The organism is Candidatus Mycosynbacter amalyticus (genome assembly GCF_025273655.1).
GTDB classification, from domain to species: domain Bacteria; phylum Patescibacteriota; class Saccharimonadia; order Saccharimonadales; family Saccharimonadaceae; genus Mycosynbacter; species Mycosynbacter amalyticus.
Genome location: NZ_CP045921.1, coordinates 759,859 through 784,037, shown reverse-complemented (window position 1 = coordinate 784,037; position 24,179 = coordinate 759,859). Strand labels below are relative to the sequence as shown.

Genomic DNA, 24,179 nt, shown 5'->3' with positions numbered 1-24,179 from the left:
CCGCGTCCACCACAGACGCGGCCACCGGTGACTCCTCCTGTTTCGCGCATGTCGCCGCAGCCACGTCCCATAGCTCAGCTGCAGCCGCAGTCTCCTGTGCCCCAGCCGAAGACGGCTGCGCCCACTCCATCAGAGAAACCTCGGCTGGTGCCTCCTCAGACGCGTCCGCCTATCGTGTCAAAAAACCATCAAGCGCCTAAACAGATGAAGGTCGCACCGAAGAAGTCGAATGCTTGGAAGTGGATCCTTGGTATCATCCTGACGATTGTCGTACTGTTACTCGCTGCCGTGGGTAGTGCATATGTATGGTATACGCAGCAGCTTGGATCGGTCCATCCCGGCTCCACAGAGACGGTGCGGCTCAACGTCGCCAGTGGCAGCACAGCGTCTGACGTAGCTTCTCAGCTCGCCGAGAAGCAGGTGATCAAAAATGAAATCGCATTTGAAATTTACTATCGTATTCATCAGTCGACCGGGCTCAAAGCCGGAGTGTATGTGCTGACAAAGGGGATGTCTGTTAGCGAGATTGTCGACCATCTTGAATCTGGCAAGCCAGACGAGTTTACGCTTACGTTTCTCCCCGGCGGTACATTGGCCGATGCTCGCAAAGTACTCGAAGATGTTGGCTATAGTGCCGCGAGCATCGAAGCGGCTTTCAGCAAGACATACGATAGCCCACTATTTGATGGTAAGCCAGCAGGGAGTGATCTCGAGGGGTATATCTATGGTGACACGTACAACTTTTACACTGGTGCTTCGATCGATGATGTACTAGAGAAGATTTTTGATCACATGTACGACGATATCAAAGCTAATAATCTCGAGGCTGCCTACGCAGCTCAAGGCATGAATCTTTATCAAGGCATCACCTTTGCCTCAATAGTACAGACGGAAGTATCAAACAAAGACGATATGAGCAAGGTGTCTCAGGTGTTTCATAAGCGCCTAGCTACAGATATGCCACTTGGTTCCGATGTTACGTTCATCTATGGTGCGCGTAAGCTCGGCGTGGCACCGTCGGTCGATCTTGATTCGCCGTACAACACTCGCACGCATAAAGGCTTGCCGCCCGGGCCTGTGTCAAATCCGGGTCTCTCTGCACTTGTTGCTGGCGCGAGTCCAGCGGATACTGACTACCTGTATTTTGTGGCCGGTGACGATGGTGTGACGTATTTCTCTAAGACAAATGAGGAGCACGAGGCTGCAACAAGAGCGCATTGTCAGGCGAATTGCCTCTTGCCTTCACAGTAGTTTAAGCTGATTTGCTTACGCTAAAATATTGACTTATTGCGGCTAATTTGCTATCATGAGTGGTAGCACATTTGTGAGATGAACTTTGGTGGGTATATCAAAAACAAAAAGTATCAACCCCACAAATGAGCCTGCCAGAACTGTCGTACGGGTACGGGAGCACATGCTCTTATTGCGCACTTTACACACAATATCACTTAATATTTGGTCGACAAGTGCCCTGTTCTAACTATTGCGAGAAGAAAGACAAAGTATGGTAGAAGCGTTCACAGTAATGTGATCGCAGGAGAACGATTATTACTACTCAGGAATCGAACACACGTTCAGTCAAGAGTGTACATCGCGAGACTTCGGGTCTCAAAGTAGCATCAGCTACCAATAAACAAGCTATTATTCGTCAAGTACTGCTCTATGCGGGCGTATTTGTTCTACTTCTTTCTATCGTATCTGTCGGCTATTATCGTCCTGGCGCTCGTGATAGCGAACCGACGGCAAGTGTTGCTGCGACCGCTACAGCAGATTCAGCGGCATCTACGGATCTCGATCAGAAGACAGCAACTGACGTTGCGGCAAATTTTGCGATTCAGACACAGATGCCTGTGGCCCCAAACGTTGCAAACCTTTCGACCTCGCTCCAGGCAAAGCAAGAGATTGCTCAAACCGATGATACGGTAATTGCAAAGCCACAGATTGTACAGCCTACTGCCGACAACCGAACTATCACTAGCTACAAAGCTCAAACCGGCGACACGGTCCAGTCTATTGCCGAAGCGCACAATCTATCCCCGCAGACTGTTAAATGGGCAAATAACCTTCAGTCGGACGCGGTTGAAGCCGGAAGAGATGTTGTCATCTTGCCGGTCGATGGCGTGCTCTATACTACGAAAGACGGAGATTCGGTTCAATCGATTGCCGATCAGATGAAGACGCAGCCTGAGCGTATTGTTAGCTTCAATGATCTCGAGGTAAATGGAATTCATGGCAATATGCAACTCATCGTGCCTGGCGGCCAAAAGCCAGCCGACCCTGCGTCGACTCCAGCGGCCGCTTCTACACAAATGTCGAATGGCCAAAGTACAGGCTCATTCAGTAGCACGGCGGGACTTGCAAACGCGTCTGCATCTGTCGGCAACCGTTATGCATTTGGTAACTGTACATGGTACGCATATGAGCGCCGTGCTCAACTGGGTCGCCCTATCGGTAGCTTCTGGGGTAACGCTTCGACCTGGGCTATCAATGCACAGGCGGCAGGCTTCACTGTGAACAAGACACCTGCACCGGGCGCAATCCTGCAAAATGGTGGTGGCTATGCTGGTTACGGACACGTTGCAATTGTAGAAACAATCAATGGAGATTCATTTACGATCAGTGAGATGAATTACGCAGGCTTCAATGTTGTCTCGAGTCGTACTATTCCTATGAGCCAAGCTAGTAACTACAACTTTATTCACTAGGATCTAGGTTTGACAAATACGCAAATTGCCTCTATCAATATAGAGGCAATTTTGCTATAATAAATAGCTGATATGTTTGTCGATACAGCAACAGTATTTATCCAAGCGGGCAAAGGCGGCGATGGCGTCGTCTCTTGGCGTCACGAAATTTATGTCGATAAAGGTGGCCCAGATGGCGGTGACGGCGGCAAAGGCGGCGACGTAATCTTCGAGGCCTCGGAGAACTTAAATACGCTTATCGACTTCCGCTTCAAGCCAGAACTTAAGGCCGAGCCGGGAGTAAACGGCAGCAAGCAGAAAAAGCGTGGCCGTAGCGGCGAAAATAAGATTGTAAAAGTGCCAGTAGGCACGCTCGTAAAGCGCGATGGTATAGTGCTTGCCGATCTGACGGAGCACGGTCAGCAAGTTGTGATCGCTATGGGTGGCGACGGTGGTTTTGGTAATGCCCATTTCAAATCGTCTACCCGCCAAGCACCGAAGATTGCCGAGCGCGGCGAGATGGGTGACAGCTTCGAAGCGGAGCTAGAGCTCAAGTTGTTGGCCGACGTGGGGCTGGTGGGCTTTCCAAATGCAGGTAAATCAACATTTTTGTCTGTAGTGAGCAACGCACGCCCAGAGATCGCCAATTATGCCTTCACTACACTCACGCCGAATCTCGGCGTGGCTGATATTGACAGCAGTAGTCTGCTTATCGCCGATATACCTGGACTGATTGAGGGTGCGAGTGAGGGCAAAGGTTTGGGTGACACATTCCTGCGCCATGTAGAGCGCACAGCTGTGCTACTTCACCTCGTGGATGTGTACAGCGATGACGTGGCCGTTGCGTATCAGACGATACGCAACGAACTGGCGCAGTATTCGCCGGAGCTTACAGAGCGACCGGAAGTGATCGCACTTACTAAGTGCGAAGGTCTCGACGATGATATTATCCAGATGCAAGTAGAGGCAGTGCAGGCAGTGGCGGGCAAGAGTGCACAAGTATTTGCTATCTCATCCACTGCGCACAAAGGTGTGCCAGATTTGCTGCGAGCGCTTGTGAAGGTAGTGCAGCAAGCGCGCGATGTAACGGCCGAAGTAGAGGCCGAGGATGACGATGATTTGCCGGTAATCTCACTGAGCCAGCAGGCTAAGGCTGAAGCTTGGACGATTCGCTACGATGAAGATGACGATGTGTACGTGGTGACAGGCGACAAGATCGAGAAATTTGCACGCCGCACCAATTTCGATAGCTACGAAACAGTCAATCGCCTGCGCGATATTATGAAGAAAATGGGCATATCACACGAGCTCACGCGCAAGGGCGCCTCGGGTGAGAGCACGATCCGTATCGGTGATGATGAGTTTACACTGCTTGAACAAGCCAATCTTGAAGAAGACTAAGAAATATAATTGACAAAAAATACAAAATATGCTAATATGTATACAATGCTAAAGTTGAGGTGCATACTTCCTTTGGTACATGTACGTTGACAATTTAGATACTTCATACAAGTTTGTAGAATTGTGTCGGGCTTTGTGGTCATCTAAGTGGGTGAGTGTGAAGCCCGACACAATCCAGTCTGGTACCCAACAATGTGCTTCGGCGCAGAACAGGAGCCATCATGGCCCCCTCCGGTTCCACCATCTCCCTGAAGAAGAGTCCCGAAATCGCCAAGGTCAACCAGACCGGCTTCGAGCCCCTCGTCACCTCCGGCGTTCTCACCAGCGGCTACCTGTCCGGCACCGCGATCGGCGGCGTCCCCGACGTCGGAATCAGTTCCAAGTCCTGACCATCAGCCGGTGCCGCGTGCCCGAAGTTTACTGAAAGGAGATTTGGATGCACCGCATCCGCGATGAGCCCCGGTGGTTCATGCTACAGCGGACACCTGTCGATTTCCTGACGTCCGCCAGGAACTCTGTCGAATGATTTTTTCGGAAGGAGTACAAGTGGCTATCCGGTCGCCGCCCAGGTAGAGCATCAGCTTTGCCATCGTAGGGAACACCGGGCCACCCAGGACGCGCCGGAGACAATCGATCGTCTCATCGTCCTGGGTGGCCACCCAACTTTGTATTTTGTGTTCTACGGCTCCCTGCATTGCGAGCAGGTTGATTCCGGAACACGTGCGGTCCGCAGTGAGTGCTGCAGTAATCTCGATGTATATCGATTGATTTAGCTGCGCCTCCTGCGGGCCACGACCGATGTATCTAAACCATCCGCACATACGAGTCCTGCCTAGCAGGACTCTTCGCTTTTTTGGGCAAAAGTCTCCATCTGTTACTCTGGATCGAAGCAAGAATGACAGAGGGATCGTGTATAGTAGTACATAGATGGCACAAACTTTCTTCTTTTACGACCTCGAGACGACCGGCCTCAACCCGCGCGAAGACCGGATCATGCAGTTCGCCGGGCAGCGCACTGACATGAATTTCAACCCAATAGGCGAGTCGTACAATCTGCTGGTAGCGCTAAACGACGATACACTGCCAAGTCCGTATGCACTCATGGTGACAGGTGTGACGCCACAGGAAACGGTGGCAGACGGCTATACCGAGGCACAGTTTGCCAAGATCTTCATGGAGGAGATCGCTACGCCGGACACTATCATGCTGGGTTACAACAGTATCCGTTTCGACGATGAGTTTATGCGTGCGTTTTTGTGGCGAAATTATTACGATCCGTACGAATGGACCTGGAAAGACGGTCGTTCGCGCTGGGATATGCTCGACGTGGTGCGCATGACGCGGGCACTGCGACCAGATGGTATCAAATGGCCGACAGTTGACGGCAAAGCTGTTAATAAGCTCGAGCTTCTGAGCGCAGAAAACGGGCTAGCGCATGAGAAAGCGCACGATGCACTAAGCGATGTGGTAGCACTGATCGGCGTGACGAAACTGATCGCCGCGCAGCAGCCGCAACTTTTCCAGTATCTTCTCAAACTTCGTAACAAGAAAGAGATTCAGAAATTGGTAAATCTCGACGACAAGCAGCCGTTTGTCTACAGCTCGGGTCGCTATGATGCCGACCACGATAAGACGACCGTAGCGCTTCCACTCGCCGCGGCAGATTATGGCAATGTGTTTGTGTATGATCTACGTTACGATCCGACGGATTGGACCAGTAAGAGCGAGAAAGAGTTGGCCGATATTCTGTTTACTCCATACGCCGATCGCGGTGATGACTATCGGAAGCTGCCTGTAAAGAAGCTGCAATACAACCGTGCGCCAGCAGTGGCACCCCTCGGCGTGCTAAGTCAAGAAGACGGCTGGGCCAAGCTACAACTCAACCAAGCGACAATAGAAAAACATCGTGCACTACTCCTCTCGCATCCTGAATTCGCCGGGCGAGTGGCGAACGTACTTATGAAGAAGCCCGACTGGCCACCGATATCTGATGCAGAGGGGCAACTGTACGATGGCTTCATAAGCGACCGTGACAAACTCCGTAGTGAAGTGCTGCGCAATACGGACATGAAAGATCTCAAACTCTACAAACCAGAGTTCGATGATGCGCGCCTGTCCGCGCTCTTCCCTCGCTACAAAGCTCGTAATTTTCCGCGGCAGTCGACACCGGAGGAGTTGGCGAGTTACGAAACGTGGCGAGCCGCACATCTGCAGGCAAAAGCGCCGCAGTTCATGCAGGATATGCAGAAAGTCGCTGCTGCTGAGTTGACCGATCATCAGCAGTTCGTGCTCACCGAGCTCAAACTATGGTTTGAATCGATCATGCCAGAGCCAGCCGAGCCGGATACTAGCGAGGAATAGAGCGAAAGCGCTTCTTTGGCATACGCTCGCGCCGGGCGATGTATTTCTGCGTGCGGCGCCGCAGGTCTCGCTCGTCGAGGATTGCGACGATGGTGTAGCGGATCGCCAGAAGGGTGACGGCCACAAACGATACTGTGAGCATAAAACTAGCTGGCAATGACCAGGTTGTGCCCGGTATGGCGCCGACGAGCAGGAAGATAAACAGTGAATCGATGATACCGGATTTGGCCAATGCAAAGAGTAGCAAAAAGACGATACCCAGTACTACGACTCGCTGTTTCATAGATTACTCCACCATGTTTAGTTACTTATACATAATGTAGCAGTACGGTCAAAAACATGCAATCATAAGCTTAATGCAGTGTGCCGTAAAAGTTTCAAAGTGTATGCCCCTGGATTTGATGTAAGATAAAGTGGTATACTAGTACAGATATGCCAGAGGTGATACGGGTTACAGGTGCCAAAGAGCACAATCTCAAAGATGTGTCGGTAGAGATACCGCGCGATAAATTAGTGGTGATTACGGGTCTTAGCGGATCGGGCAAGTCCAGCTTGGCGTTTGACACTATCTATGCTGAAGGCCAGCGTCGTTACGTGGAGAGTCTCAGTAGCTACGCACGCCAATTCCTCGGTATCATGGACAAACCGGACGTGGAAAGTATCGATGGCCTGAGTCCGGCAATCTCGATCGACCAGAAATCGACCAGCCGCAATCCGCGCAGTACTGTGGCGACTGTCACAGAAATCTACGATTACCTGCGCTTGCTCTATGCCCGCATCGGTGTGCCCCATGATCCTATTACCGGACGTGAAGTCACGCGCCGGACGAAGGACGACATTATCGACGAAGTGATGCAGATTGCCGAAGGCACGCGACTGATGTTACTAGCGCCTATCGCCAAAGACAAAAAAGGCGAATTTGCTCACGTACCCGAACAGTACACTCGCGCCGGATTCGCACGTGCGCGTGTCGACGGTGTAGTATATGCGCTCGACGAATTCCCTACGCTCAAGAAGAACGATCGCCATACCATCGAAATAGTAGTGGATCGCCTGGTTATGGCTGCCGACATGCGTACGCGAGTGGCGCAAAGTATCGAGCAAGCACTCGACGTAGGTGGGGGAATCATTGGTATTTACTATGCCGATACGGACGAAGTGCACATGCTCAGTCAGCGTTACGCTTCGCTAGACAACCCCGATATCGAGATACCAGAGCTCGAGCCGCGCCTGTTTAGCTACAACACACCACAAGGCGCATGCCCAGTCTGTACTGGCCTAGGTACTCGGCTCGAAGTTGATCCGGAGCTAGTGTTCAACCCAAATCTGACAATTGCCGAAGGTGCAATCCGCCCGTATAACCGTGTGAATCAAGATGCATGGTGGCTCAAGAAGCTGGCCGAAGTGGCAAGTGCGCATAGGTTTAATCTACAGGTGCCGGTGAAAGAATTATCCGAAGAGGCGATCCAGAAAGTTCTCTATGGTACGGGTAATCAGAAATATAGGGTTAAACTCGGTACCGGTCGCTATTATGACTCCACGTATGAAGGCGTAATTCCGAATTTGGAGCGCCGTCACAAAGAGACCGATAGCGAGTTTATGCGCAAAGATATCGAGCGTTTCATGCGTGAGAAAAAATGTCACGCCTGCGGTGGCAAGCGTCTCAAACCTGTGGTGTTGGCAGTGACAGTGCATGGCTACAATATCATGGATATTTGCGGACTTGGTATTGATGAGGCGTTGGACTTGTTCCGGAATCATTTTGAACTCACAGAGCAGGAGCAGTTCATCGCTCGCGCTATTATGAAAGAAATCGTATCTCGCCTGACATTTATGAGCAACGTAGGGCTGAATTATCTAGAGCTTGGTCGTGCCGCTAATACACTCAGTGGCGGAGAGGCACAACGTATCCGCTTGGCGACGCAGATTGGTTCTGGCCTGCAAGGAGTACTATATGTGCTTGACGAACCATCTATCGGCTTGCATCAGCGCGACAATGACCGTCTGATTGCTACACTTAAACGCCTACGCGATCTCGGCAATACGGTGCTAGTGGTCGAGCACGACGAAGACACTATTCGCGAAGCCGACTACCTGCTTGATATCGGCCCTGGGGCAGGGGTGAAGGGTGGAGAAGTGGTGGCTGCGGGTACACCGGCCGAAGTTGCCAAAAATCCAGACAGTATCACTGGTCGCTACCTGAGTGGAACTGACAAAATAGAGGTGCCAAAGAAGCGTCGCACAGTGGAGAAAGATCGCAAGCTTATCATTCGTGGTGCCCGCGAAAATAACCTCAAAAACGTTGATGTCGAGTTCCCGCTTGGCCTGATGACGGTAGTAAGCGGCGTGAGCGGCAGTGGCAAATCGACGCTGGTGAATGACATCTTGGCTAAAGAGCTTTCTGCTCGCCTACATCGTGCCCAGACTGTACCTGGAGCACACGATGATATCGAAGGTATCGGCCAGCTTGATAAGGTCATTATCATCGACCAGTCGGCTATCGGACGCACTCCCCGCTCCAATCCTGCTACCTACACGGGTATCTTTACGCCGATTCGCGAGCTCTTCGCCAGTACACCAGAGGCAAATATTCGTGGGTACAAAGCAGGGCGCTTCAGCTTCAATGTCAAAGGCGGCCGCTGTGAAAACTGTCAGGGCGACGGTATGATCAAGATCGAGATGCACTTCCTGCCAGACGTATATGTGACATGTGATGTGTGTAAGGGCAAACGCTACAACCAAGAGGCGCTCGAGATCAAATACAAAGGCAAAACTATCAGCGACGTCCTAGAGATGACAGTAGAGACGGCAGCAGAGTTCTTCGAAAATGTACCAGCTGTGCAACGCAAGCTCGAGACATTGGTGGATGTGGGCCTCGGCTATATTCGCTTGGGCCAGCCTGCCACGACATTTAGCGGCGGCGAAGCGCAGCGTATCAAACTCGCGACTGAGCTGTCTCGTCGTAGTACTGGCAAGACACTCTACATTCTGGACGAACCGACGACAGGTCTGCACTCGGCGGACGTCAAGCGCCTACTTGGCATACTCCAGAAACTTGTTGAGGGCGGTAATAGCATGGTCATCATCGAGCACAATCTCGACGTCATCAAGACAGCCGATCATCTGATCGATATGGGCCCCGAAGGTGGTAGCGGTGGCGGTACTGTGGTGGCAACTGGTACACCAGAAGAGCTCACAAAAGTCGCAGCTTCGTTTACTGGCAAATATCTCAAGACGTTACTTTAGGCACCGTCAACTTTCGCAGCATACTCGTTTATGAGATTGCTATTTCTTGGCAAACATCGACTTGACTTCGCGTATTGTTCCATTCCAGAGCAGGTCACGATTCTTTTTATCTTTGAGTAGATGGTAGAGTGGCGGTGTGATTGAGATGAGAATGATGAGAAAGATGATGGGTAGCAATATGTGGTCTATCTCAATCCCTATACTCTCGAACCAGGCACCGAGTCCGTAGCCGAGATACGTGATACCAGCCGCCCATAGCGCCCCTCCGATGATGTTGTAGGTGAGGAATTTACGGTATTCCATCTTGCCCGCTCCAGCGACAACTGGTGCAAATGTACGCACGATTGGGATAAAGCGTGCCATGATGATCGTTTTGCCGCCATGTTTTTGATAAAACTCTTGAGCCTGATGGAGGTATTCTTGCTTGAAAAGACGCGAGTTTGGTCGGTTGAAGAGGCGATGGCCAGTCGAGCGACCAAATGTATAGCCGACACTGTCCCCTAGTACTGCGGCAAGGAACAAGATGAGCACAACGAGATGGATATTGTACGGCAACACGCCGGTATGTACCAGAAATCCTGTCGTAAACAGCAGACTGTCACCTGGTAGAAAGAAGCCGATGAGGAGGCCAGACTCGGCAAATACAACTGCTGCCACTCCAAGGAGGCCAACAAGTTTGATGAAGTCTAGTAGGTCCATGCCAGGAATCATACCTTTCTATCTTAGCATGAATTCGACGCGTTTGCCGATGGAGTGGTATACTAGAGTTACGGTTATTTCCGAACAAGTATCCTAAACGAAAGGAGAGATATGGGAAATAAAATCGAACTTAAGCTCGACGAGCGCGAGGTACACGGTAAGAAAGTAGCGCAGCTGCGCAAACAGTCAATCGTACCGGCGGTAGTATATGGTCCAGGTATGAAACCTGTCAGTGTGCAGGCAGATCACAACGTATTGAAGAAGGTGCATCAGCAGGCCGGCAGTCACTCACCTGTCCATCTCACCATTGGCAGCAAGAAGCGTATCGCTATGATCAAAGATGTCGAATTCGACGTAGTGAAACACACAATCAACCACGTGTCGTTCCATGCGGTCAAGGCTAATGAACCTGTAAATGCCGAGATTCCGATTCATCTGATTGGTCAGGGCGAAAGCGAAGCCGAGAAAGCTGGTTTGATCGTGCTGCAATCACTCGAAAAGATCGAAGTGAAGGCGTTGCCGATGGATCTCCCTGAAGCATTTGAAGTGTCTATTGCCGAACTCAAAGAAGCAGGAGATAAATTGACTGTTGCAGATATCACAGTACCGACCAACGTCGAGATCGTGGACAACGACGACGGACGTGAAGGTACGGCAGATGACGAGGTAACTATCATGGATCTCGCTATCGCCAGTGTCTACGAACCGAGCGCACTGCAGGCTGCCAATGACGCAGCTGGTGGCGATGCCGAAGATGCGTCGGCAGACAGTGTTGAGGCAGAAAAAGGTAGCGAAGAAGAGACTTCGGAAGAGAAATCCGAGTAACATCGCTGACTCTGAAAAAGAAGTGCTAGGATGATAGCACTTCTTTTTCTTATTATATTGCGATGTAGTTGAATATATTTTATAATCACGAGAAATGATTAGAGGTGAACCAAAACTTTCCGCAGGAGAAGTATTACCCGGTGTTGAATATCGAAGTTACCAGCAAGACTGCGTGAATGAGTTGGTGCGAGTTCGCGATAGTGGTGAGCGGAAAGCCCTCGTCCATATGGCAACTGGCCTTGGCAAGACAGTCATGCTTGCATTGGACCTTGATCGCTATTTTGAGCAGTATCCAGATGCGCGGGTGTTGTTTTTGAGCCACCGCGATGAAATAAATGTCCAAGCAAAAAAATTTCTCGAAAAAACACTTGGTCGCCATGCGGTGGAAGGTCACACATTTCGTAGTGACAATGATCCAGATATTGCGCTTTCAAACTCTATCGTTTTTGCGACGCTCCAGTCGATGCATACGCCTATAGACGGACTTGCGCATGCTCGTGAGATATTCGAGCCCGATGACTTCGATTATGTAGTCGTGGATGAAGCGCATCATGCGGAGGCACCAACATTCCGCAGGACTATCAAATATTTTGAGCCACAGTTTTTGCTTGGCATGACTGCAACGCCCAACCGGCTAGATGGAAAAAATATTCGCAGCATTTTTGGACATGAGCGATACACAAAATCACTTGCCCATGGCATTCAAGAAGGTATATTAGCTCAGCCGCACTATATCGCCACCATTCCGGAGGACACGGTAGGCATGGTATACGAAGAAGCGGTAAAAGCAAAAAACTTGAAGCCAAACTTTGCATTGAGCGCAGAGAGCGTTGTTGAGGATTTTTTGAGGCGATCGCGTGAATATGTTGAAGACCCGAAGACACTTGGTTATTGCAGGACGATAGAAGAAGCCGAGCATTACGCAAGTCTTATTCCGGGTGCCCGGGCTATTCATTCCAAGTTACCTCTACTGGAGCGCCGCATGTTACTTGACGCCTTTCGCCGGGGTGAACTGCGAACAGTTACTTCTGTTGATATTATGGGCGAAGGTATTGATGTGCCAGATATTGATACAATTTTCTTTGCGCGATCAACGTCATCGGAAGCGACTTTTTTGCAGCATCTTGGTAGAGGTTTGCGACGTGCACAAGGAAAAGATACGGTGTATGTTTTTGATTACGTGGCTGGCTATGAGCGACTCAAGATGCTTGGCCGCTTGCTCGGCTCACTCGAAGAAAGTATGGTACATGATGTGCGTCGGGGTGATTTGGCGAAGCGGGATACAGACGGGTCAATCGATCGTCTTAAGCCCGAGGTTATTATGCCAAAGGCTTCATTTCAATTCGACGGTCATATTATTGATATTGTCGAGCTACTCAATCAACATACCGAGCAGCAAGAGCGTGCACGTGAGGAGGTATGGAGTCCTGAACACGCGGTAAAGTTTTACGCATGGATCAATAGTGAATTAGGATATGCCTCAAGTCGCGCGAGTCTCAAGGAAGTGGACGAGTATGTTGGTGTCGATGTACGACGGCAGATGCTTCGACCTTTTGGTGATTCGCTCATACGACTTCGCAGAGCGTCCGAAGGGCGATTTTTTGAGAACAGTCCAGAGATGGTGAGCGTGGCACAGTTTTGTGATGACTACATTACAGATCAACAGGCTTTCTTGGATGCAGCAGAGCAAGAAGGTATAGAAATTACGTCTCTCTCGTGGCGTGATGGTCGTAGCGCGCGTGCAGTCAAGCTGGCAGATGCAGTCCGACTACTTGCGTTCCAAGGCCACGACAAGCCACTAAGGAGGCGGGGCGCCGCTTTAGATTCACCCCCCAAAGCCACGCGGCGAGTTATAGTTAGTCAGTATATTGATCTCATGCGTTCGCTTGGCAGACTGCCGACAAAACTGGATATCAACCAAGTCAATGATTCTGTAATGCCGGATATGGCACGTGTGGATGAGGTGTTCGGTTCTCTCGCGAAACTCAGGAGAGCTGCTGGGGTGCAGCAGGTGGCTATAGAGGAGATGATGACGCTTGACGATATGGCGAATTTCTCTGGACATAGCACCGGGTTGATACAGCAGGTCGCGAAAAATCATGAGATAGAATCGCTTGCAGCCGTTGGCCCGCATGGTCTTCGAAAAGGCTATACGCCAAGTGATGGAGAGTTCATCTTGAATCAACTTGCTACGCAGGTGCAAGCTACACAACAGGAAAAAGTGAATGAGGAAGAAGGTGTTGAGGTTTGTCCTGATGATGCATACACCTTAGACGATTGCGCGCGCGAGTTCGATATAAATGTGAACTTGTTATGCCGGCGCCTGACTCATCTGGGAGAGGCTCCAAGAGAATATTGGACGGACGCGACCAAAAGCTTGAGAGCGCTGTACATAACTAATCGGCAATTTGACGTGTATTGTCAGCACTATGATGAGTAATTACTCTTCGATAAAGCCGCCGCTTTGGTGTTTCCAGAGCTTGGCATAGATACCCCTCTTATTCAGGAGTTCAGTATGTGTTCCATCTTCGATAATTTTGCCTTGTTCAAGCACGATGATGCGATCGAGTTTGGCGATGGTGGAGAGTCGATGAGCGATCACTATGCTAGTTCGACCACGCATGAGCGTTTCGAGTGATTCCTGGATGAGCTTTTCGCTCTCCGAGTCTAGCGCAGATGTTGCTTCGTCGAGTACGAGGATTGGCGCGTCTTTGAGTATTGCGCGAGCAATAGCGATGCGCTGCCGCTGCCCGCCACTTAGTTTGACGCCACGCTCGCCTACGATTGTATCAAGTCCTTGCGGTAAATTATCGATGAACTCGACTGCGTGAGCCTTCTCTGCTGCTGCACGAATCTCTGGCTCGGTGGCGTCTGGTTTGCCGTAAGCGATGTTTTCGGAAAGGCTACGATGAAACAGATAGGGATCTTGAGGGACATAAGCGATGTGTGAGCGCAGACTATCTTGCGTGACTGTAGCGATATTATGTCCATCTATGGATATCTCGCCAGAGCCGATATCCATATATCTGAGAAGCAGGTGCGTGAGGGTTGATTTACCCCCACCACTCTTGCCGACAAGTCCGACACTTTGACCAGCAGGTATGTCCAACTGTACACGTTTGAACACGGGTCTATCTTTGGCATCTTGGTAGGTGAATGAGACATCGTTCAGTGAGATATTGCCATGCGACACTTCAAGTTTTTTGGCATGTGGTTGATCAACTATTTCTGGCGGCTGGTCGAGAATCTCCGTAACTTTCGCTGCGTCGAGAAATGCCTGTTCGAGCCCTCTTATAATGCCATTAATAGCAAAAAGTGAGCCCGTAACGCGTCCGAGATAGGTGATGATAAATATCAGCGCCGCAATAGAGAGTGCATCACGTGTGATCAGGACTAGACATAGTAGAAGTGTCAGAATCTGAAACGAAAACAGTACACCCATGCGAGTCTCGGCACCGCGCTGGAGTATATCGATTTCTTGATTGGCAATTGATTCTATATGACGGCGTTGTGCGACAGTGTTTTTTATCTCTTGGCGACTTGTGCCGAACATGCGCACAAGCGTTTGATTTCCGAGTATATCGGCGAAATTACCAAAAAGTTTTGACTGAAGCTCTTTGCGCTCAGTGCGATACTCAGCACGCGCACTGTACGAACGAAGCGCGTCGTAGATGATGAAGCCGGTTAACAAGATGAGCGCAGGCAACATAATCGGTGCGATGAATGCGACAATGATGAGGCTAGCGGTATAGTTGACAACAATACTTGTCGCTTGTAGGGCAATAGTGTCAAATATTGACATGTACGAACGGCTGAACGTGTTGACGTCACCGGCTAACGCGCCGACTTTGTTGTTTGCGAAGAAACTGTGGCTATGGCGAAGTAGGCCAGTGAGCGCGCGCTCAGTGAGCTTTGTGGTCATACTTTCCTCATGTTTGAAAAGAGCAAGGTAGCCGAAGTGTCCTACGATAATTGCCATGAGTGATATAAGTGCCATAAAACCTATGAGAAGCAGTGGTGTAGTGAAATTATGCGAGCTGGTGATTAGCGACTGTGTGAAGAAGCTGATGATCAATGGGAGCAGTACAACGTAGAGCAGATGCTGCATGGGCACAAGAATTGTCGCAATGATGAATTGCTTTTTATCTTCTTTGAGCTCTTCCTTGTATATATTAATCGTTTTTTTAGTTGTGCTGCTGTTTGTTCTGCTAAAAAGTTTCAAGCGAACCTCCCGTAGTTAATTGTAAATGAAAAAGTGATATGTCACTAGCGGTTCGACTCATCCGAACATGTGTGAGTAGAGGATTCCAGTGGAATCATAGTGAATTTTATTATGTCATAGTGTTTTTAAGCCTGCAAGCAGAAAAGGGCGTATAATTGAGGTGATGGCTATATACTCTCTTCGGCATGCTCCCTGGTTCGAAAACGCGTATCGCCTCGGTATTGCCGTCAAGGGCTTCGACGGACTTATGGAGGTGTTTGCTGGCATAGCGCTGCTAGTGGCACCTGGTCTCGTGCACACGACATTGTCGGCAATCTTTCGGGCAACGCACCTGCACGACGGGCACACCGCACAGTTTATCGCGAGTTACGTAGCTAGGCTGGACGCCGAGGCGGCGAAAAACGGTATCACATTTCTGATCGTGTTTCTCATAGGCCACGGTGTCGTCAAACTAGTGCTCGTCTACTGCCTCCTGCGCCGCATTGTCTGGGCGTATCCGTACGCATTGGCTGTGCTTGGTTTCTTCCTGCTTTACCAACTGTATGTACTTGTGCTCGATCCGTTGTCGCCTGGCATGTGGCTATTTACTTTGCTCGACACGCTTATCATCTGGCTTGTATGGGGCGAATGGCAAGATCTACGCGAAAACTCTCGCGAACCTGTACAATAAGTATGTGAAATATTTTTACCAAGTCTTAATCAATACACTCATCGCTAATGTCACTACCAGCTATTTGTGGTTTGCGCTGACGTTTTGGGTGTATCTCGAGACCAAATCGGTGCTCGCGACAGCGATTATTGGCGGTACATATATGCTGTTTGTGGCGGTGTGTAGTATCATTTTCGGCACCATCGTGGATCATAACAAGAAAAAGACGGTCATGGTATATTCGAGCGTGTTTACGTTTGCTACGTTTGTACTAGCGGGAGTTATCTACATATTGGCGCCCAAAAGTTCGTTGGTCGACTGGCAATCCTGGCTTTTCTGGTTATTTGCAGGAATCATCCTAGCAGGCGGGGTGATTGAAAACATGCGCAACATCGCGTTGTCGACAACAGTGACAATACTCGTGCCAAAAGAAGCCAGGGACAGGGCGAATGGCCTCGTGGGCACCGTTCAAGGTGTGGCGTTTATGGTGACAAGCGTGTTTAGCGGTCTATCCATAGGCCTACTCGGCATGGGCTGGACGTTGGCTATCGCAACGGTGCTTACGGGCCTTGCGCTTGCACACCTGCTGCTTGTTAAAATCCCCGAAGACCATATCGTGCACGACCCGGAGCTCGGGGACAAAAAGATTGATTTGCATGGGAGCTTCACGGCGATTCGTGCGATTCCTGGTCTGTGGTGGCTCATCATCTTTACGACGTTCAACAATCTCGTAGGCGGGGTGTTCATGGCGCTGATGGATCCATATGGACTCACGCTTTTCTCTGTGGAGTGGTGGGGAACTGTACTGGGTATTACGAGCACCGGCTTTATATTGGGTGGCATGTTGGTAGCGAAGTTTGGCCTAGGTAAAAACCCAGTGCGCACAATGCTACTGGTCAATATTGGCGTGGCACTGCTAGGTATGACATTTGCGATTCGCGAGTGGTGGTGGCTGTACGCGATAGGTATCTGGTTGTTTATGGTCATCATGCCGATTGCCGAAGCGGCCGAACAGACCATCATCCAACGGGTGGTGCCGCTCAAGCGACAAGGCCGAGTGTTTGGGCTGGCGCAGGCGATAGAATCTGCATCTACCCCTATCAGTGCATTTTTGATCGGTCCGATCGCAGAGTTTGTCATTATACCTTTTATGAAAACGCCCGAAGGCAAGGCGGCATTTGGTTGGCTACTTGGAGACGGCGAGGCGCGCGGTATAGCATTGGTGTTTGTGCTGGCGAGTTTAGTTATGCTCGCTATCGTCATTGCGGCATTTCTATCTAAGCCGTATCGGCGACTTTCAGCTTATTACGCAAAAGTGTAATTATGGTATAATAGTCTCCGATGCAAAAGATACTTCTCTACTATAAATTTACACCTATTACCGATCCGGAAGCGGTGAAACTTTGGCAAAAGACACTGACCGACAGTCTAAATCTGCGTGGTCGTATCCTTGTGAGCACGCAGGGGCTCAACGGCACTGTGGGCGGTGAAGTAGAGGATCTCAAGAAATACATCAAAGAGACGAAGAAGTTCGCTGGCTTCAAAGACATAGTGTTCAAATGGAGCGACGGTGGACGTGAAGACTTTCCGCGCATGAGCGTCAAAGCTCGCCGCGAGCTGGTTGGATTTCAAAATAGCGACGACGAATTCGACGTAGACGAAAACGGTGTGATCGGCGGCGGTATACACATCAAGCCGCGTGAGGTGCACGAGATGGTCGAGAAGCATGGCGACGATGTAGTCTTTTTTGATGGTCGCAATGCGCACGAAGCCAAAATTGGCAAGTTCAAAAACGCGGTGGTACCAAATACTAATACCTCACGCGACTTCATCGCTGAGCTCGAAAGCGACAAATACGACGATATCAAAAACAAAAAAGTAATCACGTACTGTACGGGCGGTATCCGCTGCGAAGCGATTTCTGCCATGATGAAAAAGCGCGGCTTCACCGATGTCTATCAAATCGACGGCGGTATCGTCAAATACGGCGAGTCATACGGAGACGATGGCCTATGGGAAGGTAGCTTGCGCGTGTTTGACAATCGCATGACGGTTGATTTCAGCGACCATGCCAAGACGATTGGTGAGTGTACACACTGTGGTGGCCCGACGAATAATTTTGAAAACTGTGCGCATATGGAATGCAATGATCTCGTGTTGATTTGCTTGCAGTGCAAGCAAAATCCAAACCTGCTGTTTCACACCGACGAGTGTCGCTATAAGCACGAGGCTAAACTTGGCGCCTCGGTAAATGCATGAAGCGCGTAGAGGGTGCTACACTAGAATCAATTCGCGAGCATTTCGAAGAAGCCGCATTCGAGGCTCGTAGGGCAACTTGCCTCAGGGCTAAATGTGGGTCGGCAATCGTGTCGAGAAGCGGAGTCGTGCTCGGCACTGGATTTAATGCACCACCGCTTGGCGATGAGACTCAACGTATGTGTGAAGCGGATTTTGCTCAAGATAAAAAGCCGAAATATGACAAGACATGTTGTGTGCATGCCGAATGGAATGCGGCACTTGACGCTTGCGCCAACGCATCGAAGGATCAGCTTGAGGGTTCACGACTCTACTTCATGCGTGTAGATGAATGTGGCGACTTTACGGATGCCGGTGAGCCATATTGCACAGTATGTAGTCGTATTAGCATGCAAGCTGGTGTGGCTGAGTTTGCATTATGGAACAACAACGGTGCTGATATTTACCCTATTGATGAATATAACCATATTAGTTACGAATATTTCAAAAAACACCCCAACGCTAGGCAGTAGGTTTATTATCGAGCGAGCGCCACAAATGGAGACAGGCGGTCGATCGGTAAGGTGACCATTTTTGCGCCAAATCTTCGAGCTCGACGCGAGTAGATATGCGCTCATATAGTTTCTCGACAGCCAGTTGCAGGCCGCGATCGTCGGGTGCGAAGACATCTGGACGATGTAGGGTAAAGATTAGGAACATTTGCGCGGTCCACACACCGATACCTTTCACGCGTGTAAGTTCTACGATTACTTCGTCGTCGCTCAAATTCCCCAGATGATTAAACACAGCAGAATCTTCGACAAAGTGCGCTGCAAGGTCACGAATATAGCGCGATTTCTGACCGCTCAGACCCACCGCGCGCAAACCATCTTCGTCAAGCGCGAGTATGTTCTCTGGTAGTAGTTGGGTAGCCTCGCGGAATCGTTCAAAAATCTTGGCAGCAGCCTTCACAGAAATTTGCTGTGATACGATCGAGCTGCCAAGTGCTTCGAAGTAGTTTCGTGGTGGCCGCAGCGGAATCGTGCCGTGTGCATGAATCAACTCCCCTAGCAATGGATCAAGTCGCGCCAGCTTGACTTCGGCATGTGTGAGTGTCATATTTCTAGTATAGCGTTATACTGGTAATATGGAACTTCTTATCAAACTTCTCGCTGTCGGCGGTATCATGGGTATTCTCGACTACATCTGGCTCGGCTTCATCGCCAAGAAATTATACTATGCAGAAATGGGCAAGCTGCTGCTCGACAAACCAAATATGGGTGCGGCATTGGCGTTTTATCTCATTTACGTTGTCGGCGTGCTGGTATTTGTCATCAATCCTGCGCTTGCGAAAGAGTCGTGGCAGTATGCACTGGGCATTGGGGCGCTCTTCGGCCTTGTCGCCTACGCTACCTACGACCTCACGAACCTCGCCACTATGAAAGATTTCCCGCTCAAAATCGTCATCATCGACCTAGCTTGGGGTATGCTCATTACTGCTGCGGTATCGGTCGGATCTTTTTTCATCATCCGGGCGCTGACGTAGATTATGACGTTTAATCACTACGCCAAGCTTGGACGCATCGTCGCCGAACTCGATGCCGGCTGGTACATCGTGCGTATCGACGAACCGACCACCACCAAAAATTTTCGCGGTGAGGTGGTGAGCTACGATCATTATTACCGACTCTATAGTCAGAATGGCAGCCAAGTGCCGTACGGTAAATTTCAAAAAATCGATAAACTTGCAGGTATTCTCGATACTCCCATCGAAGCATTGCCCGTAGTGGAACAGACGCAGCTATAAGCGTATACTAAGTATATAAGGAGGCTATCGTGGCGGATACATTTGAAGAATATATAAATCAGTTCGATGGCGAGGTGAAAGCAAGACTTGTGCGGCTTCGAGAGACCGTGCGAGCCGGGGCACCGGACGCCGAAGAAGGAATTATGTATGGGCTCGTAGGGTACAAACTGCACAAAAAGCCGCTGGTGTATTTCGGCGGGTTTGCACATCATATCGGATTTTACGCCACACCGCAGGGTCACGAAGCATTTGCAGAAGATTTGTCGAAATACAAGCAAGGCAAAGGCTCAGTGCAGTTTCCACTTGACCAGCCACTACCTATTGATCTAGTGAAGCGTATGGTGAAGTTTAATAAGCAGAAGCTGGGAGGCTAGTATGGCAAAGTACGAGCCGAAGACAGTGGCGACACAAGATAGCGTGATAGACTATCTGGCGACGCTCGACGACTCGCAGCAGCGAGATAGTCAGCTTCTTGTTGGCATGATGGAACGGGTTTCAGGCAAACCGCCAATGCTCTGGGGAAAAATCATCGGCTTCGGTAAATATCACTATAAGTCAAAAAGCGGCATCGAGGCGGATTGGCCATTGATTGGCTTCGCACCACGAAAAGGTAAACTATCGCTCTATCTTACATACGATGCCGCCGAATTCACAGATGCCTTAGGGAGGGTAGGCAAGCATGAAGTGGGCAAGGGTTGCATCTATCTTAAAAACCTTGACCATGCTGATCTCGGCGCGCTTGAGCAGTTGATCGCAAGTGCGTATGAAAAGTCAAAGGAATTATTATGAATATGTTGGCTGCATTCAGTGGATATTCGAGTAGTGACATACCGGCGTGTAAAACATTTTATAGTGACGTGCTCGGGCTTACTTGCGAAGACAGCATGGGCGGCATTGGCTTCAAGGTGAATGGCCACCAAGTATTTATTTATCCTAAGGATGATCATACGCCGGCGACGTTTACGGTGCTTAATCTTGTTGTACCCAATATCGATGTGGCGATCGATGAGCTGATGGCAAAAAACGTGACGTTTTTGAGGTATGATAACTTACCTGCGGAGCAGGACAGTCGCGGAGTATTGCGCGGCAAAGATGCGGGCATGGGCCCAAATATCGCATGGTTCGAAGACCCGAGTGGAAATATTTTAGCATTGGTGGAGGAGTAAATGTCGTTTCAAGCATACCTGGACAATATCGAGACCAAGACTGGTCTGGTGCCACAGCAATTCATAGACAAAGCTCATGCAAAAGGCTTCGGCGATAATACGAAAGCCGGTGAAATCGTGCAGTGGTTGGCAGAGGATTATGACCTGGGGCGTGGACATGCTATGGCTCTTGTGCATGTGATCAAACACGGGGCAGCGATTAGTGACAAACATGTGAATAGCAGTGGGGTACATAGCGACCCAAGCGTAACGTTGAAACTAGATGGAAAGGAGAATTAATATGGTACAAAAAATAACACCAAACCTATGGTGCAACGGCAATGCCGAAGAGATGGTGGATTTTTACAGAAATGCGTTTACTGACTTCGAGGTACTGCATACCGAGAATTATCCGGAGTCGAGAGACGAAGGCTTGGCGGATTTTCAGCAAGACCTGGCGGGTAAGGTACTCACAATTCAGTTCCGTGTGCACGATCTGGAATTTGTCGCGATCAACGCCGGGCCGGAGTTTACGCCAAATCCGTCCATTTCGTTTTTTGTAAACTTCGATCCATCGCGTGGACAGACGCAGGAGCAGCTCGATGAACTATGGGGCAAGCTCAGCGATGACGGAACGGTGCTGATGGAGCTGGGCGAATATCCGTTTAGTCCGCACTACGGCTGGATACAAGATAAATTTGGCGTGAGCTGGCAGCTGATACTCACGAATCCCGACGGCGAGCCGCGTCCGACGATAGTACCGTCGCTACTTTTTACTGACAAATCACAAAACCAAGCGCACTATGCGGCGGAACTCTATGTGTCACTGTTTGACGATGCTGCAGTCGGCAACATGAGTACCTATGGACAAGATATGGGTCCTGCCAAAGCAGATTCGATAGCCTATGGTGATTTCCGAATAGGTGAGCAGTGGTTGGCCGTGATGGACAACGGGGGTGTGGAGCATAAATTCAACTTCACTGAGGGCGTCTCACTTTCTGTCGCGTGTAAAGATCAAGCCGAGATTGACAAGCTATGGGGTATACTCTCAACAGTGCCAGAGGCCGAACAGTGTGGTTGGTGCAAAGACAAGTTCGGTGTATCGTGGCAAATCGTCCCTGCGAATATCGACGAGTTGATGCAGAGGCCTGGCGCGTTCAAAACCATGATGCAGCAGCACAAAATCGTCATCGCAGAGTACTAGACAGTTTCTTTGTACAAAAAGCATTCAAGTGCCCCGATGCGTTGTAGCAGATCAGCAGGGGGCGATGTTGTAGTACGTGCTAGTTGGACGAAAGGCTTGTCTTACCAATATAAAAACACCCTGCAATGCGGCAGGGTGTTTTTGAGTCAGAAGACCTGCGCTATGATCCAAATCGCTCCAGCGATTTCGATGAAGAATAGGCCAAGGCCGACAGGTGAACCCCAGCTAAACCAGCTGCCCCAGGCACGCCAGTTCTTGTGGCTGAGTTCGTACCAGTCTCGCTCGTACTTCTTTTTTTCTTCGGCGGTTAGTTTGTCTGCCATCAGAAAACTCCTATAGTGTTATGTAATAAAAGTTCCGATGCAAGTATGTGGTGCCAGAAACGAGTTGTTCCCCATCAGTAGGCTCGCGGACAGGCTGGGCTTATGCACTACACGAAATTATAGCATATAATATAGCTATGACGTATCTTGCACTGCTACGCGGCATCAATGTCGGCGGCAATAACAAAGTGGCCATGAGTGAACTACGTGCTTGCTTCGAAGAGGCTGGGTTTACGCGCGTATCGACCTATATCAATAGTGGTAATATATTTTTTGACAGTGACAAAACTGACTTGATAGAATTGGTCGAGCAGTGTGAAGCTATGATAGAGAAGAGGTTCGGGTTTGCCGTAGTCGTGACTGTGATAGCACAGGCCGACTACGAAGATGCCCTACGGCATGCGCCTACATGGTGGGCAAATGGTACGGACAAGACGCGCAATGACGCACTATTTGTGATACCTCCGACGACTGCGCAGGAAGTAATTGCCGAGCTGACGAAAAAAACGTCGGTCGTCGACAAATTGGCATTGTATGGTCAAGTGGTGTTTTGGACATTGCCCATGGCAGAGTATAACAAAAGCGTTGTACCGAAAATGATTGGAACGTCAATCTACAAACGGGTAACAATGCGCAGTTCTACCACTGCTAAGAAGCTACTTGGACTTTTTTGAGTGTCGGGCAAAGAGCCCAAGCCACTCGCCTAGCGAAAGCTGTGATGGTCGCTTGCCTGTGCTGAGTGTATCAAAATATTTTTGCCTAGAAAAACACCGCTCGACAAATTCTCGGTAGCTTACCATGTCGGTAGACGGCAGGAGCGGCTCGTTTCTGCGTAGAAGCTCGACGAGTACAGTATCGACGGCGGGAGCGGGGCGATAATCACTGCGCAGTAGTTTGTAGCGGATACGCGTCGTGAAGTGCGGAGCAATATATACACCTAGGAGGCCGGTAAAATTTTCATTGCCAATAAGGAGTTTTTCGGCAAATTGCTTCTGGACGATGAGATAGATCGCGGTCGGCGGACGCTCGGCTTCAGTGAAACGACGCAAGATAGGCGAGCTGAGGTGAAACGGAATGTTGGCGAAGACCTTGTAGGGAGTGGTCGGGAGTGTGATGGTAAGTGCATCGCCTTTTTGGATGGTGACATTATGAAGGTCGTCCAGGTTGTCGTGGAGTTTTGTGATCATGCGAGAGTCCTGCTCAACCGCCACAACCTGCCGACATGCATCGGATAGCACATACGATATGATACCGCTGCCGGCCCCGATGTCGTAGACTGTGTCAGACCTCTTGATATTGCTGTGCCCAACGAGTGTTTTTACAATGCTCGGGCTGCGGAGGAAGTTTTGCGATTTGGTGTGGAGGCGTTTCATCTGCT

At 50.0% G+C, this 24,179-nt stretch carries 26 protein-coding genes; 20 read left to right on the top strand and 6 right to left on the bottom strand.

Going from position 1 to position 24,179, the window contains the following annotated elements; translation table 11 throughout:
- Positions 1-27: 27 nt before the first annotated feature.
- The 5 genes from mltG to sbcB all read left to right on the top strand — a co-directional run bounded on the left by mltG (position 28) and on the right by sbcB (position 6,446).
- Positions 28-1,251 (top strand): endolytic transglycosylase MltG, encoded by a 1,224-nt coding sequence (gene mltG / locus GII36_RS04350; RefSeq protein ID WP_260762847.1) that lies wholly within the window; start codon positions 28-30, stop codon positions 1,249-1,251.
- A gap of 599 nt (positions 1,252-1,850) precedes the next feature.
- The gene (locus GII36_RS04345; protein WP_260762844.1) at positions 1,851-2,705 is read left to right on the top strand and encodes a CHAP domain-containing protein; all 855 of its coding nucleotides are present in this window, start codon (positions 1,851-1,853) and stop codon (positions 2,703-2,705) included.
- 72 nt (positions 2,706-2,777) lie between these two features.
- Entirely contained in the window at positions 2,778-4,085 is a 1,308-nt protein-coding gene (gene obgE, locus GII36_RS04340; RefSeq protein ID WP_260762842.1) for a GTPase ObgE, read from the top strand.
- A gap of 221 nt (positions 4,086-4,306) precedes the next feature.
- Positions 4,307-4,474, top strand: a complete 168-nt coding sequence (locus GII36_RS04335) for a hypothetical protein (RefSeq protein ID WP_260762840.1) — start codon at positions 4,307-4,309, stop codon at positions 4,472-4,474.
- 538 nt (positions 4,475-5,012) lie between these two features.
- Positions 5,013-6,446 (top strand): exodeoxyribonuclease I, encoded by a 1,434-nt coding sequence (sbcB, locus tag GII36_RS04330; protein WP_260762838.1) that lies wholly within the window; start codon positions 5,013-5,015, stop codon positions 6,444-6,446.
- Here sbcB and GII36_RS04325 read toward each other — a convergent pair.
- Complete coding sequence (locus GII36_RS04325; protein WP_260762836.1) at positions 6,433-6,729, bottom strand: hypothetical protein; 297 nt, start codon at positions 6,727-6,729, stop codon at positions 6,433-6,435. The two genes, sbcB and GII36_RS04325, sit on opposite strands and share 14 nt — an antisense overlap.
- A 149-nt stretch (positions 6,730-6,878) precedes the next feature.
- Here GII36_RS04325 and uvrA point away from each other — a divergent pair, with 149 nt between their 5' ends.
- Entirely contained in the window at positions 6,879-9,692 is a 2,814-nt protein-coding gene (uvrA, locus tag GII36_RS04320; protein WP_260762835.1) for an excinuclease ABC subunit UvrA, read from the top strand.
- Positions 9,693-9,731: 39 nt separating this feature from the next.
- Here uvrA and GII36_RS04315 read toward each other — a convergent pair whose 3' ends face one another.
- Positions 9,732-10,403 (bottom strand): DedA family protein, encoded by a 672-nt coding sequence (locus GII36_RS04315; protein WP_260762833.1) that lies wholly within the window; start codon positions 10,401-10,403, stop codon positions 9,732-9,734.
- Positions 10,404-10,502: 99 nt separating this feature from the next.
- Between GII36_RS04315 and GII36_RS04310 the strand changes: the two genes are divergently transcribed.
- A complete protein-coding gene (locus tag GII36_RS04310; protein WP_260762831.1) occupies positions 10,503-11,216 on the top strand; it encodes a 50S ribosomal protein L25 in 714 nt (237 codons plus the stop codon).
- Positions 11,217-11,310: 94 nt separating this feature from the next.
- Positions 11,311-13,656, top strand: coding sequence for a DEAD/DEAH box helicase (locus tag GII36_RS04305; protein WP_260762829.1), 2,346 nt, complete (start codon positions 11,311-11,313; stop codon positions 13,654-13,656).
- On the opposite strand, the gene GII36_RS04300 is transcribed toward GII36_RS04305, so the two are convergent.
- Positions 13,657-15,438 carry an ABC transporter ATP-binding protein gene (locus GII36_RS04300; protein ID WP_260762828.1) on the bottom strand — a complete coding sequence of 594 codons (1,782 nt, stop codon included), beginning with the start codon at positions 15,436-15,438 and terminating at the stop codon, positions 13,657-13,659.
- Positions 15,439-15,601: 163 nt separating this feature from the next.
- Between GII36_RS04300 and GII36_RS04295 the strand changes: the two genes are divergently transcribed.
- Genes GII36_RS04295 through GII36_RS04280 form a run of 4 tightly spaced genes read left to right on the top strand, consistent with a single transcriptional unit; the run spans position 15,602 to position 18,855 of the window.
- Positions 15,602-16,108: a DUF2127 domain-containing protein gene (locus GII36_RS04295; protein WP_260762826.1), complete on the top strand. Its 507-nt coding sequence runs from the start codon at positions 15,602-15,604 to the stop codon at positions 16,106-16,108.
- A 4-nt stretch (positions 16,109-16,112) separates the two neighbouring features.
- Entirely contained in the window at positions 16,113-17,408 is a 1,296-nt protein-coding gene (locus GII36_RS04290; protein WP_260762824.1) for an MFS transporter, read from the top strand.
- 20 nt (positions 17,409-17,428) lie between these two features.
- A complete protein-coding gene (trhO, locus tag GII36_RS04285) occupies positions 17,429-18,346 on the top strand; it encodes an oxygen-dependent tRNA uridine(34) hydroxylase TrhO (protein ID WP_260762822.1) in 918 nt (305 codons plus the stop codon).
- On the top strand, positions 18,343-18,855 hold the full coding sequence (locus GII36_RS04280; RefSeq protein WP_260762820.1) for a cytidine/deoxycytidylate deaminase family protein: 513 nt from the start codon (positions 18,343-18,345) through the stop codon (positions 18,853-18,855). The genes trhO and GII36_RS04280 overlap by 4 nt, the downstream gene beginning before the upstream one ends.
- Here the strand turns inward: GII36_RS04280 and GII36_RS04275 are convergent.
- Complete coding sequence (locus GII36_RS04275; protein ID WP_260762818.1) at positions 18,845-19,441, bottom strand: DNA-3-methyladenine glycosylase family protein; 597 nt, start codon at positions 19,439-19,441, stop codon at positions 18,845-18,847. The two genes, GII36_RS04280 and GII36_RS04275, sit on opposite strands and share 11 nt — an antisense overlap.
- A gap of 28 nt (positions 19,442-19,469) precedes the next feature.
- On the opposite strand from GII36_RS04275, the gene GII36_RS04270 reads away from it, so the two are divergent.
- The 7 genes from GII36_RS04270 to GII36_RS04240 are packed head-to-tail and all read left to right on the top strand — an operon-like array spanning position 19,470 to position 22,478.
- Positions 19,470-19,868, top strand: a complete 399-nt coding sequence (locus GII36_RS04270; protein ID WP_260762816.1) for a DUF2177 family protein — start codon at positions 19,470-19,472, stop codon at positions 19,866-19,868.
- A 3-nt stretch (positions 19,869-19,871) separates the two neighbouring features.
- A complete protein-coding gene (locus GII36_RS04265; protein ID WP_260762814.1) occupies positions 19,872-20,129 on the top strand; it encodes a hypothetical protein in 258 nt (85 codons plus the stop codon).
- 29 nt (positions 20,130-20,158) lie between these two features.
- Complete coding sequence (locus GII36_RS04260; RefSeq protein ID WP_260762813.1) at positions 20,159-20,503, top strand: iron chaperone; 345 nt, start codon at positions 20,159-20,161, stop codon at positions 20,501-20,503.
- A gap of 1 nt (position 20,504) precedes the next feature.
- Positions 20,505-20,918, top strand: a complete 414-nt coding sequence (locus GII36_RS04255) for a DUF1801 domain-containing protein (RefSeq protein ID WP_260762811.1) — start codon at positions 20,505-20,507, stop codon at positions 20,916-20,918.
- 2 nt (positions 20,919-20,920) lie between these two features.
- Positions 20,921-21,295 (top strand): VOC family protein, encoded by a 375-nt coding sequence (locus tag GII36_RS04250; protein ID WP_260762808.1) that lies wholly within the window; start codon positions 20,921-20,923, stop codon positions 21,293-21,295.
- Positions 21,296-21,574 carry a DUF4287 domain-containing protein gene (locus tag GII36_RS04245; RefSeq protein WP_260762806.1) on the top strand — a complete coding sequence of 93 codons (279 nt, stop codon included), beginning with the start codon at positions 21,296-21,298 and terminating at the stop codon, positions 21,572-21,574. It begins immediately after the preceding gene.
- Position 21,575: 1 nt separating this feature from the next.
- Positions 21,576-22,478 (top strand): VOC family protein, encoded by a 903-nt coding sequence (locus GII36_RS04240; RefSeq protein ID WP_260762805.1) that lies wholly within the window; start codon positions 21,576-21,578, stop codon positions 22,476-22,478.
- A gap of 146 nt (positions 22,479-22,624) precedes the next feature.
- On the opposite strand, the gene GII36_RS04235 is transcribed toward GII36_RS04240, so the two are convergent.
- Entirely contained in the window at positions 22,625-22,801 is a 177-nt protein-coding gene (locus tag GII36_RS04235; protein WP_260762803.1) for a hypothetical protein, read from the bottom strand.
- Between the two features lie 137 nt (positions 22,802-22,938).
- On the opposite strand from GII36_RS04235, the gene GII36_RS04230 reads away from it, so the two are divergent.
- Positions 22,939-23,475, top strand: a complete 537-nt coding sequence (locus GII36_RS04230; RefSeq protein WP_260762800.1) for a DUF1697 domain-containing protein — start codon at positions 22,939-22,941, stop codon at positions 23,473-23,475.
- Here GII36_RS04230 and GII36_RS04225 read toward each other — a convergent pair.
- Positions 23,458-24,174, bottom strand: a complete 717-nt coding sequence (locus tag GII36_RS04225; RefSeq protein ID WP_260762799.1) for a ribosomal RNA small subunit methyltransferase A — start codon at positions 24,172-24,174, stop codon at positions 23,458-23,460. The two genes, GII36_RS04230 and GII36_RS04225, sit on opposite strands and share 18 nt — an antisense overlap.
- Between the last annotated feature and the right edge of the window lie 5 nt (positions 24,175-24,179).